Here is a 16,513-nt window from a genome sequence, read left to right on the forward strand (position 1 = left end):
CAAACGATTGTACCAGAACTTCCCTCATCATGCGATGATCTGATTTAATGAAAATAAGGGCACAAAATATTAATTCAGTACCCTTTATCAATTTATATTACTGATATTAATAGCTTTTGCAGTGATAGATTATTTACTAACGGTAAATCCTGCCATCATACCTGTGTCTTCGTGCTCTAATAAATGGCAGTGTGCCATAAATGGGTGCTCTTTTGTCGCTAAATGGTCAAATTTCACAAGAATTTCGCTAAATTGTCCTTCAACTTTCACTATATCCTTCCAACCTTGGCGATGTTTCTCTGGTGCTCGGCCGTTTTCAGATAAAATACGGAACTGTGTACCATGCACATGGAATGGATGTAGCATCATATCGCCACGACCTGATACAACCCATCTTTCATAAATACCTTGCTTCACATCAAATGCAGGTTCTGTCATTGAGAATGGAATACCATTGATACTGTTAGCATTATAGATATCTAAATCGCCATTTCCATGACCACAATTCATCCCTCCGCCCATCATGCCATTACCGTTGCCTTGGCGCATATGACTCATTCCATGATGAATACCCGCTAATGCTTTATCACCATAACGTTCTGTTAATAACATCATACCTTGCATATCTAAACGCATATCCATACGTAAATGTAATGTCCGCGTTGAAAGATTGCTGAGTGTTGGCAGTGCTGGAATAAGCGCTAATTGCTCAGGTAATAAGCCTTGCCCTTTTTCTGCTGATGGTAATAAACGCAACACAGGGAGTACATTATCAAATGGTGCTAAAACCATCCCCATTTGGCGTACAGGTAAAGTAACAATATTAAAATCACGCCCATCAGAAGTATCCACTAAAACTTCAAAGCGCTCACCCATTAGGATCGGTAATTCAGTCACTTTGACTGGTTCCGCTAACAATCCCCCATCGCTGGCAATAACATACATTGGTCTGCCATCACTTGTGGCAAGATTTAAACTTCGCGCATTACAACCATTTAAGAAGCGTAATCTGATCCAACCTTTTGGCACAATATGTTGTGGTTGAATAGCACCGTTAGTTAACATTATGTCACCAAACCAACCAATTGCAGCACTCATTACATCAAGTTGATAATCTATTTGTCCGTCACTGCCTAAACGTTTGTCTTGTAAAATCACGGGTAAGTCATCAATACCCCAACGATTAGGCAATTTACGGTTGGCAGTTTCATCATCTTCAATAATGACCAATCCACCTAATCCCATAGCAACTTGTTGTCCAGTAACACCATGAGTATGAGGATGGAACCAACACGTTGACTCCGCTTGATTAGGTGTAAAAGTTACTGTGCGAGATTTTCCAGGTTCAATCATGGCTTGTGGGCCACCATCTTCTTCACCACTAATCTCAAGACCATGCCAGTGAACCGTTGTAGTTTCAGGCAATTGGTTATTGATATTAATAGTGACTGGTTGGCCTCGTTTAAGCTTCAGTGCAGGGCCTAATAAACTGCCGTTATAGCCCCATGTGGTTGTGCTTGCTGTGGGAATAAATTGGGAAACACCTTGTTGAATATTAAGAACAATCTTTTGTTGAGCGTCTGGGGTAATTTGAGGTGGAATCGCCAATGAAGGCGTGTTACTTTGGGCAAACGCAAAACGGCTCCAGCTCGGTAATAATGTTACAGCACTTAATGTGGCGCTTAATTTTAAAAAATCGCGACGTTGCATAATATATTCCTTTGAATAAAAACAAATTATTCCGCCTTTATTGAAATAAGATGAGTAAAGAAGCCTTGTAAACTATTACCGATGCTAAAGTTTCCCCTTACTGGAAGGTCAATTAAAAACCCAACAAAATAGCGGGTCTTTGCAAAACTTTTAACTACATTAAGCCAAATAACAAAACTTGCTAAATCATCACACAAAGGAACAACACACCTAATGAAAAAAATGTTCGCCTTGTTCTGCACGCTAACGCTTTCTTTTTTTATGCTCTTTTCTTCGGGCGCAAAAGCGCTAACCTACACGCAAGCAGAAGACTTGGCAGATTTAACCGCTATCTACCTTTTTTTGAATAAAGATTGTGGTTATGAACAAATATCAAAATCTAAAATTGAAAGAGCCTTGATGGTCTTTTCTCGCTCGCAACAATGGGATGTAAGTAATTATTCAACGTTACCGATGAGCCAATTAAATGAAGACAGTTACAATGATTTAAAAGGTATTGAAGTGTCACATAATAAAAAATGTCAGCTACTCGCGAATAAGTCATTAAGTTTATTAAATTATTAATATATTTGTTGAGTAACGTTGAGATAAATAGAAAAAGATAACCTCTTGGAATAGCTTGCTTATTAACAAGAACCATATAAAGCAACTAAATAGAGGTTATCAAAGATACTAATTTTCTTTCCCTACTTTTTATTCTTCTTTGTGCTGATTATTTTTCTTCTGCCTATATTCATTCCAATACAGAGCCACAGAAGGAATACTTTGAATAATCAACATCCTAAAAATATGATTCGACATCACAAAAGCAGCATCCACGTTCATTGTGATAGCAGCAAAAGTCATGGCTTCCATACTGCCCGGTGCCCATGCTAATACTAATGTTGCCCAAGGAACTCCCGTTAGATAAGCCGCCCCATATGCCACTATCACCGTTAAGATCACATTAATAATAACCACTTGAACAGAAGAGAAAGCATTTTTAATTAGTGAGGAAAATGGGAAAACAACAAAATGTGCCCCGATATTCATACCAATTAAAACCATACTCAATTCATTAAGTAGCATTGGAAAAGCAATAGGTTCACCGATAAAAGATTGAATAAGTATTGCACTGCCTAATGAAGTCAACATAAAGGGGGCTGGGAATCGGATTTTCTGTAATAAAAGCCCTGCACCTAACCCTAAAGCCACAATCAATAATAACCACAATAATGAAACCAGCGTCATTTCGGGTATAGCAAACTCAGGCATATTGGCTTTATCTGATCCCACAATAAAACCCGCTAGAATGATCAACACCATTAAACGAATGGTATGAGAAATAACAATTTTTTGTGGTGGTGTTTTAGTGTGATCAGTCAATGCCAAAATAGCAGCCATAGCACCAGGTACAGCGCCTAACATTGACTCTTCTTTCGTCCAGCCAATATGGCGATGGAACCAAAAATAACTCACAAAAAACTGAATAGCTAAACAAACAACAAGAGTGAGTAAAAGGATAATTAAATTATCAGCACTTCCTAAATGTACTTGGTTAAACATCAAACCAACCGATGTTCCTAAAGTAAGCTGAATAAATGTTAATGTATGCTTAGGAACTGCAAGCTCCCATTTAAAACGATAAGCAATAATAACAACGACAATTGGCCCAAACATCAAAGCCATAGGTAAGCCAGAAAGTGTGAGAGCACCACCAATTAAAGCACAGAAAAAAATACCTGGTAAAGTTTTTAAAAACGACATGTTGTGTTACTCAGCTTTTTTAATTATGGTTTATCCTATCATTTATACAAATATTTAATAACCAAATAGTGATAATGTAATTATTACTTTTCTTAATATTAAGAGCTAATTATGTCGTTAAAAATTACCACTCATCCTACACATAATGAGATCAATGAAATTTATGAAGGCTTATTAACGCATAACCTTCGCTATATTCATATGGATCAATACACGCCCCTTGCCGTCTTTAAAGAAGATAATGATAAAAAAATAGGTGGGATCACGGGTGATATTTTAGGAAATTGGTTACGTATTCGCTATTTATGGGTAGATAAAGCTCATCGAGGAAAAAATATTGGCACCGAATTACTACACGCAATGGAAAATGCAGCCAAAGAGAAAGGGGCTAAATATGCGGAAGTTGATACCTTTAGCTTTCAAGCCCTTCCTTTTTATCAAAAACAGGGATTTGAAATATTTGGCACACTAGAAAATTATCCTATTAGCGATAAAAAGTATTATTTAAGAAAAAGTTTATAATATTTTAAACTATTCTCAGTGTTCTTAATTTATTTTTATTTAAGCTATTATTGAACTCATCATTTTTAACGTTATTCATTAATTTAAAATTCATACAATAGAAATCAATTAACTACTTTTAAGAAGATACATTATAAAATGCCATAAAAATAAATAAAAAAGATATCATTAAATGATATCTTTTTTATTTTATTTATTGGCAGTACTTAAAAGAATTAACCTTTAAATACAACTTAACAGCCGTTATTCAATGACTACTCTTTTAGATCGTTATACACAGTCGCTCTTGAAACACCAAGATATTGTGCAGTGATTTCCATTGCCTTACGCAGTGAAAGATAACCTTCATCCTGTAAACACAGTAGCAATTCACGTCGCTGATGCGGTTTTAATGCTCTTGGTGTAACAGAATAAGTTGCAGAAAATTCGTCAATACGTTTTTTCAGCGAATCTTCTGTCACTGAGCTAAAGGTTTCAATAATGTCATTACCTTCTTCAAGGGTTGCAAATTGGTTAAGTACCATTTGCAACCCTTTGATCATTGAAATATCAATATTTAAACATAATGCCGCAACATAATTCCCTTGTTTATCTTTAATGCCGATAGACGTACTTTTTGCGGTTCTACCATCAGGGAATTGATTGGGGTAATTAGCCACAATTTGCGGAAAGTCGGACGACTCAATACGTGCCATTCCCAATTCTGTTGCTCTATCCCCAACTTTTCTACCTGATAGATTATTTTCAATGACCATAATGGTATTTTCACTATCAGTTAGATCATGAAGTACAACCTCACAGAAAGGCGATAATGTTTTACCAATGCCTTGTGCAATAAATTGTAGTTGTTCTACCAGCCACTCTTGGTCTTCTGTTTTGTGTGACATAACGATCCCTGCAATAGCTAAAACGTAAATGATTTATACAATTTTAACCGATTTATTCAAATAATTAATCGTTATCTGCAGGATAATCAGATTTTGCCTGATTTAGAATAGCTTTTGCCATCCACTGAGTCATATCAATGACCTGTTGATCATCCATTTTCCAGATATCTTTCATTACCAAAAAGACTTCTGACCCATAAATTAAAGAGAACGATTTAATCACCTTATCCCACATTTCTTGAGGATAGTGTGCTTTTAAAGGTTCAATAACTTTGAGCAAAATCTCTTTACGGTGACCGCGAATAAATCGTTTTTCTGCATATTCACTCGATTGTCTCTCTTTTGCCCATTGCTGTAATGAAACTTGCAAAGCACCACGCAGTGCGCCTTCATGTTTAAACATTTGAGGATAGGCAAGATTGAGCAACTCAGTAATGCGTTGTTGCGTATTATCTTCGGGAGTTGGTGTCCATGCAATGATCGGCGCTAAACTTGCATCAACCGTGGCACTAATTAAATCACTTTGTGTGGGGAAATAACGATATGCGGTTGCTCTCGAAACACCTGCATGTGCGGCTAATTCCGACACTGTCGGTAACATTCCTTGCTCAAAAAGCCCCAATGCCGTTGTCACCAATAGTTGATAGGTTCTTTTTCGTGTACCGGACATGGCATCCGTTTCATCACTGTAACTCATAGAAAATCCTTCGTTATTCCTACACTTTTATCTTTGGGCTTATCTTAAGCTAAATACTTACAACACTTAACGTTTACTTTAGGTGATTAATTACACCTTATCGACCTTTAATGTGCAAAAAATAAAAATAATGAGACACGTGTCTCAAAATAGTGTTATGATAAATGAAACTCAAGTCTCATTATGATTATAATCTATCCGTCGATAATTATAAAAGGTATGGGAAGGCTTATGAAACAGTATGCTGGTTCTATTTATATTGCCACAACGCTTGATACTAAAAGTGCTGAGATTTTTTATATCAGTGATTTAATTAAAAAAGCAGGCCTTCCTGTTAAAACCGTTGACTTGACAACCAAACCCACGACACTCGCACGAGAAGCGGATGTCACAGCAGCAGAAGTTGCACGCTTTCATCCAGATGGTCAAGAGGCTGTTTTCTGTGGTGATAGAGGAAAAGCAATAGAAGCGATGTCAATCGCTTTTGAACACTATTTAACTCACTGTGATGATGTCTTAGCCGTTCTTGGACTAGGCGGCTCAGGGGGAACGGCACTGATTACACCAGCAATGCAATCTCTGCCAATTGGTGTACCTAAATTGATGGTATCGACGATGGCGTCTGGCGATATTTCAGGCTATATCGGGGCAAGTGATATCTCAATGATGTACTCCGTTACAGATGTATCAGGCTTAAATCGTATTTCTCGTAAAGTTTTAAGAAATGCAGCGAATCAAATCGCTGGCGCTGTTTATTTTTACCAAGAAGAGCATGTTGTTGATAAGCCTGCGGTAGCACTGACAATGTTTGGTGTAACCACACCTTGCGTACAACAACTCACACAAAAACTTGAAAATAATTATGACTGCCTTGTTTTTCATGCAACAGGAAGTGGTGGTAAAGCCATGGAAAAACTGGCAGACAGTCACCTGCTTCATAGTGTGTTAGATCTTACAACTACCGAAGTGTGTGATTACTTGTTTAATGGTGTACTGCCCTGTGATGAAGATCGTTTTGGTGCAATCGCTCGTACTAAAACCCCTTATATCGGTTCTTGTGGCGCATTAGATATGGTGAACTTTGGACGCCCTTCTAGTGTTCCTGAGAAATATAAAGGGCGTCAATTTTATCACCATAATGCACAAGTCACCTTAATGCGCACAACACCAGAGGAAAACCGTCAATTGGGAATTTGGATCGCTGAAAAAATGAATCAGTGTGAAGGCCCATTGCGATTTGTAATACCACAGGGCGGTTTTTCTGCTCTGGATATCGAAGGGGGTCCTTTTTGGGATCCAAAAGCAAACCAAGCGTTTTTTGATGCATTTATAACAACATTTAAAGAGACAGAGACTCGTCAATTAGTCATCAGTCCTTATCACATAAACTCAGCTGAGTTTACTCAGCAAATTTATGATTTACACCAGGAACTTATTTGTTAACCACGGAGAAAGAAGAATGACTCATTCACGTGAAACGTTACTAAAAAAATTCAATGAAATGATTGCACGCCATGAACCGATTATTGGTGGTGGTGCAGGTACTGGCCTTTCAGCTAAATGTGAAGAAGCGGGGGGTATCGACCTCATTGTTATTTATAACTCAGGTCGTTACCGTATGGCAGGTCGAGGATCTTTAGCGGGTTTATTAGCTTATGGTAATGCTAATGAAATCGTTATGGATATGGCAAAAGAAGTATTACCTGTTGTTAAACATACGCCTGTGCTCGCAGGAGTAAATGGTACAGATCCATTCTGTAACTTTGATAAGTTTTTAGATGATGTCAAAGCGACAGGTTTTGCAGGCGTACAAAATTTCCCAACTGTTGGCTTAATTGATGGTAATTTCCGTGCAAATTTAGAAGAAACGGGTATGGGTTATGGGCTTGAGGTAGATATGATCCGCCAAGCTCACGAAAAAGATCTACTAACCACACCTTATGTCTTTAGTCGCGAAGATGCCATTGCAATGACTGAAGCTGGTGCAGATATTATTGTGCCACATATGGGATTAACTACTGGCGGTAACATTGGTGCAGAAACTGCATTAACATTAGCGGACTGTGTTCCTTTAATTAATGACTGGGCAAAAGCAGCGAAAGCAGTACGTGCTGATGTTATTGTGCTTTGTCATGGTGGTCCTATTGCAACACCAGAAGATGCACAATATATTTTAGATAATTGCCCTGATTGTCATGGCTTCTATGGTGCAAGTTCAATGGAACGCTTACCAACAGAAGTGGCATTAACCGCAACAACAAAAGAATTTAAAAGTATTAAACGCTAATTCAAAATCATCAAGTTTGCCTAAGCGTTAATCCATATTGCCCACATTATGTGGGCAATATTTTATGCAAAGGATCCTAATTCAAATTAGACTAGTTTTGCAATTAATGTATTTAAATCACCCGCTAAGAAATCAACAGGTGGAATTTCAATAACGGTGTAAGCACCCGCACGTTGTTTCATACTGGCTCTTGCCGCTGAAACCATAAATTGAGACGTCAATGCAGGATTGTTAATACGCATTGAATATTCAAATAATTGGTTATGCGTTTTACCCGAAACACCTTTATGAGTCATATGAACGCCATGCCCAACATCTTTTAAGCTATCGACACAATCGACTTGCTTCACATGGGTTTCATCAGAAGAGAAATAGCTATCAGCTTTAATCGCTTGCTCTACTTGATTAAAATCTACACCCGCTTCTAATTCCACGTAAACCATACGGCGGTGAACACCTGTGCCTAATGGAATAGTCATTGAAAGTGCATCTTTTACACCCTCAATAGCTTTAGCTGCAACACTGTGCCCCATACTCATACCTGGTCCAAAATTTGTGTAAGTAATGCCTTTAGGTGCCATAGCTAACATTAATGTACGAACAATAGAATCAGAACCTGGATCCCAACCTGCTGAAATAACAGCAACTCGGTCATGCTTTTTAGCTACTTCATCTAATTCTGTTTTTAATGACACAATCTCGCTGTGAACATCAAAACTATCTACTGTATTAATGCCTAAACTCAAAATAGATTTAGCTAACTCTTTAATTGCACGAGTTGGTGAACATAAGAGAGCAACATCAACATTACCTAATGTTTTAATATCGTTAGTTACGGTAATATTTTGCAGTTCTTCTGGAATGTTGTTTATATCACGACGAACAACACCCATTAATTCAAAATCTTGAGCAGCTTGAACCGCTTCTAATGCAAATCGACCAATATTGCCATAACCTACAATGGCCACTTTTATTTTAGTATTCATTAATTCCCCTGACTTTAACGTTAATCATCTCTTAATGATAATAGTGATTAGTTATCAATGAATAAACCATATAAATATCTTTTTTGCCAGATAAACATTATTTGCGCTATTCCCTTATAAATAAACCTTGTAGAATCCCCTTTCTTCCGACACGTTTATATTTATAAATCGATTTCACTCTGTTTTTAAGAAGGTTTTCAATGCATCAGTCTGATGTAGCGGATCGCTCGCTTTTCTCTCTTAGTTGGCCAATATTTATAGATATTTTCCTACATCTAGCCACACTATTAATTAATACTTACATGGTAAGCCACGTTTCCACCGCTTACTTAGCCGCTATGGGCGTCGGTAACCAAGTTTTTGATCTTTTCATCACTATTTTTAGCTTTATCAGTGTGGGATGTAGCGTTGTTATTGCCCAATATTTAGGTGCAGGTAAAAAAGAAAAAGCCAGTCAGGCGATCCATATCTCTATTGCATTTAACTCATTGCTGGGGATAAGTAGTGCTGTAATTATTCTCTTTTTTGGCTACAACATCCTTAATTTAATGAATACGCCATCTCACTTGGTTCAAGATGGCTACGATTACTTGCATATTATTGGTATTTGTCTTATTCCTGAGGCAATTTCAATTATTCTTGCAGCTTGTTTAAGAGTTTATGGCAAATCAAAAGCCGCCATGTATGTCACATTGATCGCTAACATTATTACTGTTATTGGTAATATGATTGTGCTTTATGGCTTCTTTGGCTTACCACAATACGGATTGGTCGGTGTTGCTTGGTCTACTGTTGTTGGTCGTATTATTGCCGTTATTTTATTATGTGGATTATTGTTCTACGGCTTACGTATTAAATTTCAAGCAAGACAACTCTTTATCTGGTCCAAAAATATGTTGGGAAAAATCCTGCATATTGGTTTACCGGCCGCTGGTGAAAATCTAGTTTGGATCTTACATTACATGACTGCATCTGCCTTTATTGGTTTGATGGGCGAAGTCCCTCTTGCAGCACAAACTCTCTATTTCCAATTGTCATTATTTTTAATGCTCTTTGGTATTGCAATTAGTATTGGTAATGAAATTCTTGTGGGACATTTAGTTGGCGCTAAACGCTTTGATGATGCATTTAATCGTGGTTGGAAAAGTTTAAAAACGGGTGTGATATTCACGATTGGGGTGGTTATTGTTTATTGGTTTATGCGTGATCCTATTTTGTATTCCATTACAGAAGATCAACGTATTATTGACCAATTAATTCCTCTGTTTATTTTGTCGGTCTTTTTAGAACCAGGCCGTACTTTTAATATCGTAATGGTGAATGCCTTACGTGCAGCCGGCGATGCTAAATTCCCGCTTATGACAGCAATTTGCTTTATGTGGGGTGTGGCAATTCCGGTTGGTTATTTCCTTGGTATTAAGATGGAAATGGGATTAATTGGTATCTGGATTGGTTTCCTTTGTGATGAATGGTTACGAGGCTTAACGAACGCATGGCGTTGGCGCTCTCGTAGATGGCAAGCTAAGCGTTTGGATATATAAGACTTAACAGCCTGATAATATTACTATCAGGCTGTTAAATTGATATTCTGCTAAAATTTAAATAATCCCTTCTTTATCATATTGAGTTAACGCCAAACTAATTATTGAGTTTGATATATCATTAATTTTTTCTATTTCTTTAATTTTAGATAAATTAATTCTCTTATGATATTCCTTTGCCAGCTTAGAAAAAAGCGTCGTTAAATAATAATCATCCCTATTTTCTTTTCTAATTAAGTCATTTAGTGAAATTTTATTTGTCTCTAAAAAAAGTCTATTTTTAAAATTAGGATGATTAATTAGTTCCGATAGTTTTATTATTATTTTTGTTTTTACTTTTAAAAAGTCACTTTCCAATTCATTTTTTAATATATTAATTTCTTTATTAAGCAGTTCTTTTACTTTTGGAGATATAGCTTCACTAGTTTGATTTACTAGTTCAATTAAAGAAAAAAATCCATCAATTTTACTTTTATTTCTATTATCTAATCCTTTATGACTAACATCATTTATTATTTCCTCACGTCCCGTGATTTCATCCATAATTAATTCATTAATTATTGTTTCCTTTGTTACCAAATTATTTTTTTCACTGATTTTATATTGATGCTCAAATAATGTGGATATTCTATTATTTTTTATATCACTATTTGTATTAGTGGAATATTGTTCCACATTGCAATTTTTCTTATTTACCTTAGAAGAACCATAATATTCATCAAAATTGACATAGTCAGAGTCAGAGTCAGAGTCAGAGTCAGAGTCAGAGTCAAAGTCAGAGCTATCAATCTCCTCATAATCATGTTCTGAATAAATATCATCAATATCTTTTGTCAAATAATTAATTCCTCCCCCCATTTCCATATAATCAGATCCTTCACTATCTGTTGAGTTAATTATCGGATCTGTATGACTGATAAATTCATTTGTTGAGTTTTTTATTGATAAAATTGGATTATATTCCATGTAGATATCTGTATTTTCTGAACTATTTGATAAAACAGAAGAACTTCTTTGTAATTGAGTATTTATACTTGCAGGACACATCATTATTATCCTATTAATTTATCATGATCATATTCTATAATTTATCATTCCCTCCACTATCATTTATCTACCATTTATAAATTTAATTATTTCATAAAGTTAACATTTTAGTTTGTCGTCATTTCCTACCAATAATCGGTGTTATTTTTTAGATTTCACTTTTATTGAAACCGCACAAAAACAATCAATAAAATATAATTATTATGGACATCGAACCATTAAAATAAGTAATGAGTTTATTTATCTTCTTAAAAAATATTATTTTCAATATCTCTTTTTTATGATTCAGATCACAGAAAAGCATCTCAACAAGCTAAATAAAAATAACCTCACCCACAAAAAACACTAATTTTTTTAATAAAGAAAAAACCAAAAATTAAATATTAATCAACATTAAACTTTTCTTATAAAAATAATTATTTTTCTCTAATTCCCTATTGTTTTTTTTATGATACAAGTAAGTGTTAGTCTTTTCTAATAAATGAGATCACTACGCATCGATACAGAGAATACAATTAAAAATACAATGGAGTCTTGTCATGAATCTTGTTGAACGGTTTATTTCTTATACAAAAGTTAACACCACCACAAATAGGGAAAATGGCGCTGCGGGTATTATGCCTTCTTCAGAAGGTCAGCGAGTCCTAGCACTACAATTAGTTGAAGAACTCAAGGCGTTAGGTGTTGAAGATATCAAAATTCGCGATACTGCAATTGTTACCGCAACACTCCCTTCCAACCTTGATTATGATGTACCTACTGTTGCTTTCTTTGGTCATTTAGATACCAGTGCAGAACAAACCAATGATACCAAAGCGCAAATCCTGCCTTATAAAGGTGGTGACCTTTGCTTAAACAAAGAGCTTGATATTTATCTACGTCAAAGTGAATTCCCAGAATTAGAAAACTATATTGGTGACGATATTATCGTGACAGATGGCACCAGTTTATTAGGTGCGGATGACAAAGCCGCAATTGCTTCAATTATGGATATGTTGCAATACTTTAAACAACATCCTGAAGTTAAACACGGTACAGTAAAAATTGGTTTTGTACCAGATGAAGAGCAAGGTTTGCGTGGTGCAAAAGTCTTTGATACTAAAGAATTTGGTGCTGACTTTGCCTATACCTTAGATTGCTGTGGTATTGGTGAATTAGTGTATGAAAACTGGAATGCAGGTGATGTCGAAATTACCTTTACGGGAGCTTCTGCACACCCAATGTCAGCTAAGGGAAAATTAAAAAACTCATTGTTAATGGCACATAAATTTGTTGCTATGTTACCGGGTGGCGAAGCACCTGAATATACTGAAGGTCGTGAAGGTTATTATTGGGTAAAACAACTAGCGGGTAATAGTGCGCGTACCGTATTAAAAATGGATGTGCGTGATTTCACTGAAAAAGGTTATGCCCACCGCATGGCGTTTTTAAAACAACTTTCAGAGTATTGTGAAGGTTTATGGGGTGAAGGATCTGTAGCTTGTAAACTTGCTGACCGTTATGCCAACGTCTTTAATAGCCTACAAGGTGATAATCGCTACCCTATTGATATTGCGATTGCCGCTTATGAAGCGAATGGTATTACTCCTCGCCCAATTCCGATGCGTGGTGGCTATGATGGTGCAGCCCTTTCTCAAAATGGCTTACCTTGTCCAAATATCTTTACTGGTGCTCATAATTTCCATTCTATTTATGAATATCTGCCTGTTAAATCCCTTTATGCCGCCAGTGATGTCTTAAAATCGGTAGTGAAGATCACTGCTGAACGCTTTACACCTGGAGCTAAAGCATGATCCAAATTCTTGCGGTCTTAGTCGTCGTTGTTATTGTCGCTAGGATGATCTTGAAAGGGTATAAAGCAGAACCTGTTTTATTAGTCGCTGGTCTAGCCTTAATGGCGCTAACAATGATGTTTGGTTGGGGAGATATTCTTCCTAAAAATGTCAAAACAACAGGTATTGGCTGGTTAGATCCTTTTGAAGTAATGCGTGATCTCTTTAGTAGTCGTGCTGCTGATCTCGGTTTAATGATCATGGCACTGATGGGGTTCGCACATTATATGGATCATATTGGTGCCAATGAGGCCGTTGTACGGGTTGCAACTCGCCCATTGAAAAATATGCGCTCACCTTATGTGTTACTATTTTTCTCCTTTTTACTCGCGAGTATTTTGCAACTTGCTATTCCTTCAGCGACTGGATTGGCGGTTCTATTAATGGGAACCATGTTTCCAATTATGATAGGACTTGGTTTATCTCCAGCATCTGCTGCCGGTGTGATTGCAACCTCATTAGGTGTTGCTTACACCCCAACAGCAATTGATGCCATTCGTGGTGCAAAAGCGGTTGATTTAGGGGTCGTTGAATATGTGCTTTATTACCAAGGGCCTGCAGCGATTGCAACCGTACTTGCTGTTGGTATTACGCATATCTTCTGGCAACGCCACTGTGACCGCAAAGCCGGATTTGTGCCTCAATTAGGCAAAATGTCTGAAGAAACAAAGAGTGATAAAAACGTACCCGGCTTTTATGCCTTACTTCCAATGTTACCAATCATTATGGCAGTAAGCTCATCAAGCCTGTTTGTTGAAGGTATTCACCTTGATGTGGTCACAATTGTATTGATTTCAATGGCGATTTGTATGCTAATTGAAACATTACGCTTACGTGATTTTAAATTAGTGTGTGCGGGCTTCCAGCATTTCTTAAAGGGTATGGGTTCTGCATTTAGTAACGTTGTGGGATTATTAGTTGCAGCAGGTGTCTTTGCTCATGGTATTAAAGTCAGTGGAGCTATAGATAGTCTAATTGTGATGGCGGAATCTGTAGGCTTACCGCCATTTGCCATGGCGTTGGTCTTTGCTATCGTGACATTAGCGGCTGCAGTTATTATGGGTTCAGGTAATGCTCCTTTCCTTGCATTCGTTGAACTTATTCCACAAATTGCACATAGCATGGGTGTTAACCCAATTGCGATGATTTTACCTATGCAACAAGCGTCACATATGGGGCGAGGTATGTCCCCTGTAGCAGGTGTTATTATTGCAGTATCTAGTGGTGCTAAATTACAACCGTTTGATGTTGTAAAAAGGACAGCAATTCCGCTTATGGTCGGTTTTGTATTCCATAGTGCTATTATTGCTATCTTCTATTATTAATAAATATACCTGAAGTAATACTTCTTACTTCAGGTTATTTTCAAATAATAAACATTATATTTGATTAGTAATCAGAATTTATATTAAAAATAATAATTAATATCAACATGAGAAAATGAACAAAATAATAGGGAGTTATTCTTATACTTCAAAAAATAAAAAGCCTACTATTTTCTTTGTTAAAATAATGATGTGATATTTAATTAGCATTCATCACTCTTTATTTTAACTATTCAGATTAGCCCACTTTAAGTATGATAATTATACTAGCAATAGGATCGTGTCTTCGTTCTATTGCTTTTTTAGTTAATTTATAAATATAAAATTAACTTATCTAACTCATTTATTCTTTCATTAAATCATTTTAATGAATAAGCAACAGACTCTTTTTTCATGTAAATAAATACAATCACAAAGCCAATTTGTGTGTTTTTCTCTAAAGTAGAAAAAAATACTAACACCAAAGACAAGAGGGGTAATATTTTCTCAAATTTTATCCAACGCTAGTAAATTCAGAAAAAACTTTCTCTCATAAATTCAGTATGATGAAGAGAATAAAAATAGAATAACCTATTGAATTTTCATACTGTTTATTGGGTGCATACAATGAAAGAACAATTATCTTCTCGTTGGAAAATATTGATAGCGGCAGTAAAACAACAAGTCAAACCCGCTTTAGGTTGTACAGAGCCTATCTCACTTGCATTAGCGGCTGCTACTGCTGCAAGTTATCTTAAACACGCGATCACTCGGATTAGTGCTGAAGTTTCCCCGAATTTAATGAAAAATGGTATGGGCGTTACCGTACCAGGAACCGGAATGGTGGGACTATCTATCGCTGCTAGCTTAGGTGCTGTCGGCGGTGATAGTAAAGCGGGTTTAGAGGTATTAAAAAATGCCACACCAGAACATGTAGAACAAAGCAAAGCGCTGTTAGCTTCTGGTATTGTTACTGTGTCTATTAAAAAAGCGTGCCAAGAAGTACTTTATAGCGAAGTCACTGTTGAGGACGGTGAAAATAGTGCAACTGTCATTATTGCTGGCAATCACACCAATATCGTTAAAATCATTCATAATGATAATGTTGTTCTTGATAACACTTGTGATGGCGCAGAACAATCTGCATCACCTTGCGAAATAAAAGAAACACTGACCCAAACGAATACTCAAGAAATTTATCAATTTGTCACGCAAGTTCCAGTAGACGAAATTTCTTTTATTCTTGAATCAGCACATTTAAATGATGCGCTATCAAAAGAAGGTTTGAACAATAGTTATGGTTTACATATTGGACAAACTTTACAACGTCAGCAGCAACGAGGCCTATTAGCAAAAGATCTATTATCAGAGATCATGATCCGGACTTCTGCGGCGTCTGATGCTCGTATGGGTGGCGCTGTTTTACCTGCAATGAGTAATTCTGGCTCAGGTAACCAAGGCATTGCTGCCACCATGCCTGTGGTCGTTGTCGCCGAATACTTGCAAGTCGACGAAGAGAAAATGGCTAGAGCATTAATGCTCTCCCATTTACTAGCCATCTATATTCACCATAAATTCCCTGCTCTATCTGCATTATGTGCAGCAACTACCGCATCAATGGGTGCTGCAGGTGCAATTGCATGGCTAATGGATGAACGCTATGAATCCATGGCAATGGCGATTAGTAGCATGATTGGTGATATTAGTGGTGTGATTTGTGATGGTGCTTCAAATAGCTGTGCTATGAAAGTTTCAACCGGTGCAAGTGCTGCTTATAAAGCGGTATTAATGGCTCTTGATAATACATTTGTGACAGGTAATGACGGTATTGTAGCGCATGATGTTGACTCAACGATTGAAAACTTATGTGCATTAGCGAGCCGAGCAATGCAGCATACCGATATCCAAATTATTGAGATCATGGAATATAAAGCCGTTGCTAATGGCTAATTTC

At 36.7% G+C, this 16,513-nt stretch carries 14 protein-coding genes; 8 read left to right on the forward strand and 6 right to left on the reverse strand.

Translation table 11 applies throughout. The features are described from left to right. Positions 1–129: 129 nt before the first annotated feature. The gene (gene cueO, locus JEP40_RS00800; RefSeq protein WP_198622034.1) at positions 130–1,710 is read right to left on the reverse strand and encodes a multicopper oxidase CueO; all 1,581 of its coding nucleotides are present in this window, start codon (positions 1,708–1,710) and stop codon (positions 130–132) included. Positions 1,711–1,923: 213 nt separating this feature from the next. Here cueO and JEP40_RS00805 point away from each other — a divergent pair, with 213 nt between their 5' ends. Continuing rightward, positions 1,924–2,274, forward strand: a complete 351-nt coding sequence (locus JEP40_RS00805; protein WP_198622035.1) for a YacC family pilotin-like protein — start codon at positions 1,924–1,926, stop codon at positions 2,272–2,274. A 129-nt stretch (positions 2,275–2,403) separates the two neighbouring features. Here the strand turns inward: JEP40_RS00805 and JEP40_RS00810 are convergent, their stop codons facing one another. Continuing rightward, positions 2,404–3,456, reverse strand: coding sequence for an AbrB family transcriptional regulator (locus JEP40_RS00810; RefSeq protein ID WP_198622036.1), 1,053 nt, complete (start codon positions 3,454–3,456; stop codon positions 2,404–2,406). 111 nt (positions 3,457–3,567) lie between these two features. Between JEP40_RS00810 and JEP40_RS00815 the strand changes: the two genes are divergently transcribed. Next, positions 3,568–3,978: a GNAT family N-acetyltransferase gene (locus JEP40_RS00815; protein WP_198622037.1), complete on the forward strand. Its 411-nt coding sequence runs from the start codon at positions 3,568–3,570 to the stop codon at positions 3,976–3,978. A 254-nt stretch (positions 3,979–4,232) separates the two neighbouring features. Here JEP40_RS00815 and JEP40_RS00820 read toward each other — a convergent pair whose 3' ends face one another. Next, positions 4,233–4,865 carry a helix-turn-helix transcriptional regulator gene (locus JEP40_RS00820; RefSeq protein WP_006535016.1) on the reverse strand — a complete coding sequence of 211 codons (633 nt, stop codon included), beginning with the start codon at positions 4,863–4,865 and terminating at the stop codon, positions 4,233–4,235. 64 nt (positions 4,866–4,929) lie between these two features. Beyond that, on the reverse strand, positions 4,930–5,562 hold the full coding sequence (locus tag JEP40_RS00825; RefSeq protein ID WP_072069348.1) for a TetR/AcrR family transcriptional regulator: 633 nt from the start codon (positions 5,560–5,562) through the stop codon (positions 4,930–4,932). A gap of 231 nt (positions 5,563–5,793) precedes the next feature. Here JEP40_RS00825 and JEP40_RS00830 point away from each other — a divergent pair, with 231 nt between their 5' ends. Next, positions 5,794–7,005 (forward strand): Tm-1-like ATP-binding domain-containing protein, encoded by a 1,212-nt coding sequence (locus JEP40_RS00830; protein ID WP_198622038.1) that lies wholly within the window; start codon positions 5,794–5,796, stop codon positions 7,003–7,005. Positions 7,006–7,021: 16 nt separating this feature from the next. Continuing rightward, positions 7,022–7,849 (forward strand): phosphoenolpyruvate hydrolase family protein, encoded by an 828-nt coding sequence (locus tag JEP40_RS00835; RefSeq protein ID WP_072069350.1) that lies wholly within the window; start codon positions 7,022–7,024, stop codon positions 7,847–7,849. 86 nt (positions 7,850–7,935) lie between these two features. On the opposite strand, the gene JEP40_RS00840 is transcribed toward JEP40_RS00835, so the two are convergent. Next, entirely contained in the window at positions 7,936–8,835 is a 900-nt protein-coding gene (locus JEP40_RS00840; RefSeq protein ID WP_198622039.1) for a diaminopimelate dehydrogenase, read from the reverse strand. Positions 8,836–9,035: 200 nt separating this feature from the next. Here JEP40_RS00840 and JEP40_RS00845 point away from each other — a divergent pair, with 200 nt between their 5' ends. Then, positions 9,036–10,376, forward strand: coding sequence for an MATE family efflux transporter (locus JEP40_RS00845; protein ID WP_198622040.1), 1,341 nt, complete (start codon positions 9,036–9,038; stop codon positions 10,374–10,376). 57 nt (positions 10,377–10,433) lie between these two features. Here the strand turns inward: JEP40_RS00845 and JEP40_RS00850 are convergent, their stop codons facing one another. After that, the gene (locus JEP40_RS00850; RefSeq protein WP_198622041.1) at positions 10,434–11,423 is read right to left on the reverse strand and encodes a hypothetical protein; all 990 of its coding nucleotides are present in this window, start codon (positions 11,421–11,423) and stop codon (positions 10,434–10,436) included. 539 nt (positions 11,424–11,962) lie between these two features. Between JEP40_RS00850 and pepT the strand changes: the two genes are divergently transcribed. The 3 genes from pepT (at position 11,963) to JEP40_RS00865 (ending at position 16,509) form a co-directional block, all read left to right on the forward strand. Next, positions 11,963–13,216 (forward strand): peptidase T, encoded by a 1,254-nt coding sequence (pepT, locus tag JEP40_RS00855; protein ID WP_198622042.1) that lies wholly within the window; start codon positions 11,963–11,965, stop codon positions 13,214–13,216. Beyond that, positions 13,213–14,580, forward strand: a complete 1,368-nt coding sequence (gene dcuC, locus JEP40_RS00860; RefSeq protein WP_198622043.1) for a C4-dicarboxylate transporter DcuC — start codon at positions 13,213–13,215, stop codon at positions 14,578–14,580. The genes pepT and dcuC overlap by 4 nt, the downstream gene beginning before the upstream one ends. Positions 14,581–15,186: 606 nt before the next feature. Next, the gene (locus tag JEP40_RS00865; protein WP_198622044.1) at positions 15,187–16,509 is read left to right on the forward strand and encodes a serine dehydratase subunit alpha family protein; all 1,323 of its coding nucleotides are present in this window, start codon (positions 15,187–15,189) and stop codon (positions 16,507–16,509) included. Positions 16,510–16,513 lie beyond the last annotated feature (4 nt).

This window comes from Proteus vulgaris, assembly GCF_016239305.1.
Classification (GTDB): Bacteria; Pseudomonadota; Gammaproteobacteria; order Enterobacterales; family Enterobacteriaceae; genus Proteus; species Proteus vulgaris_C.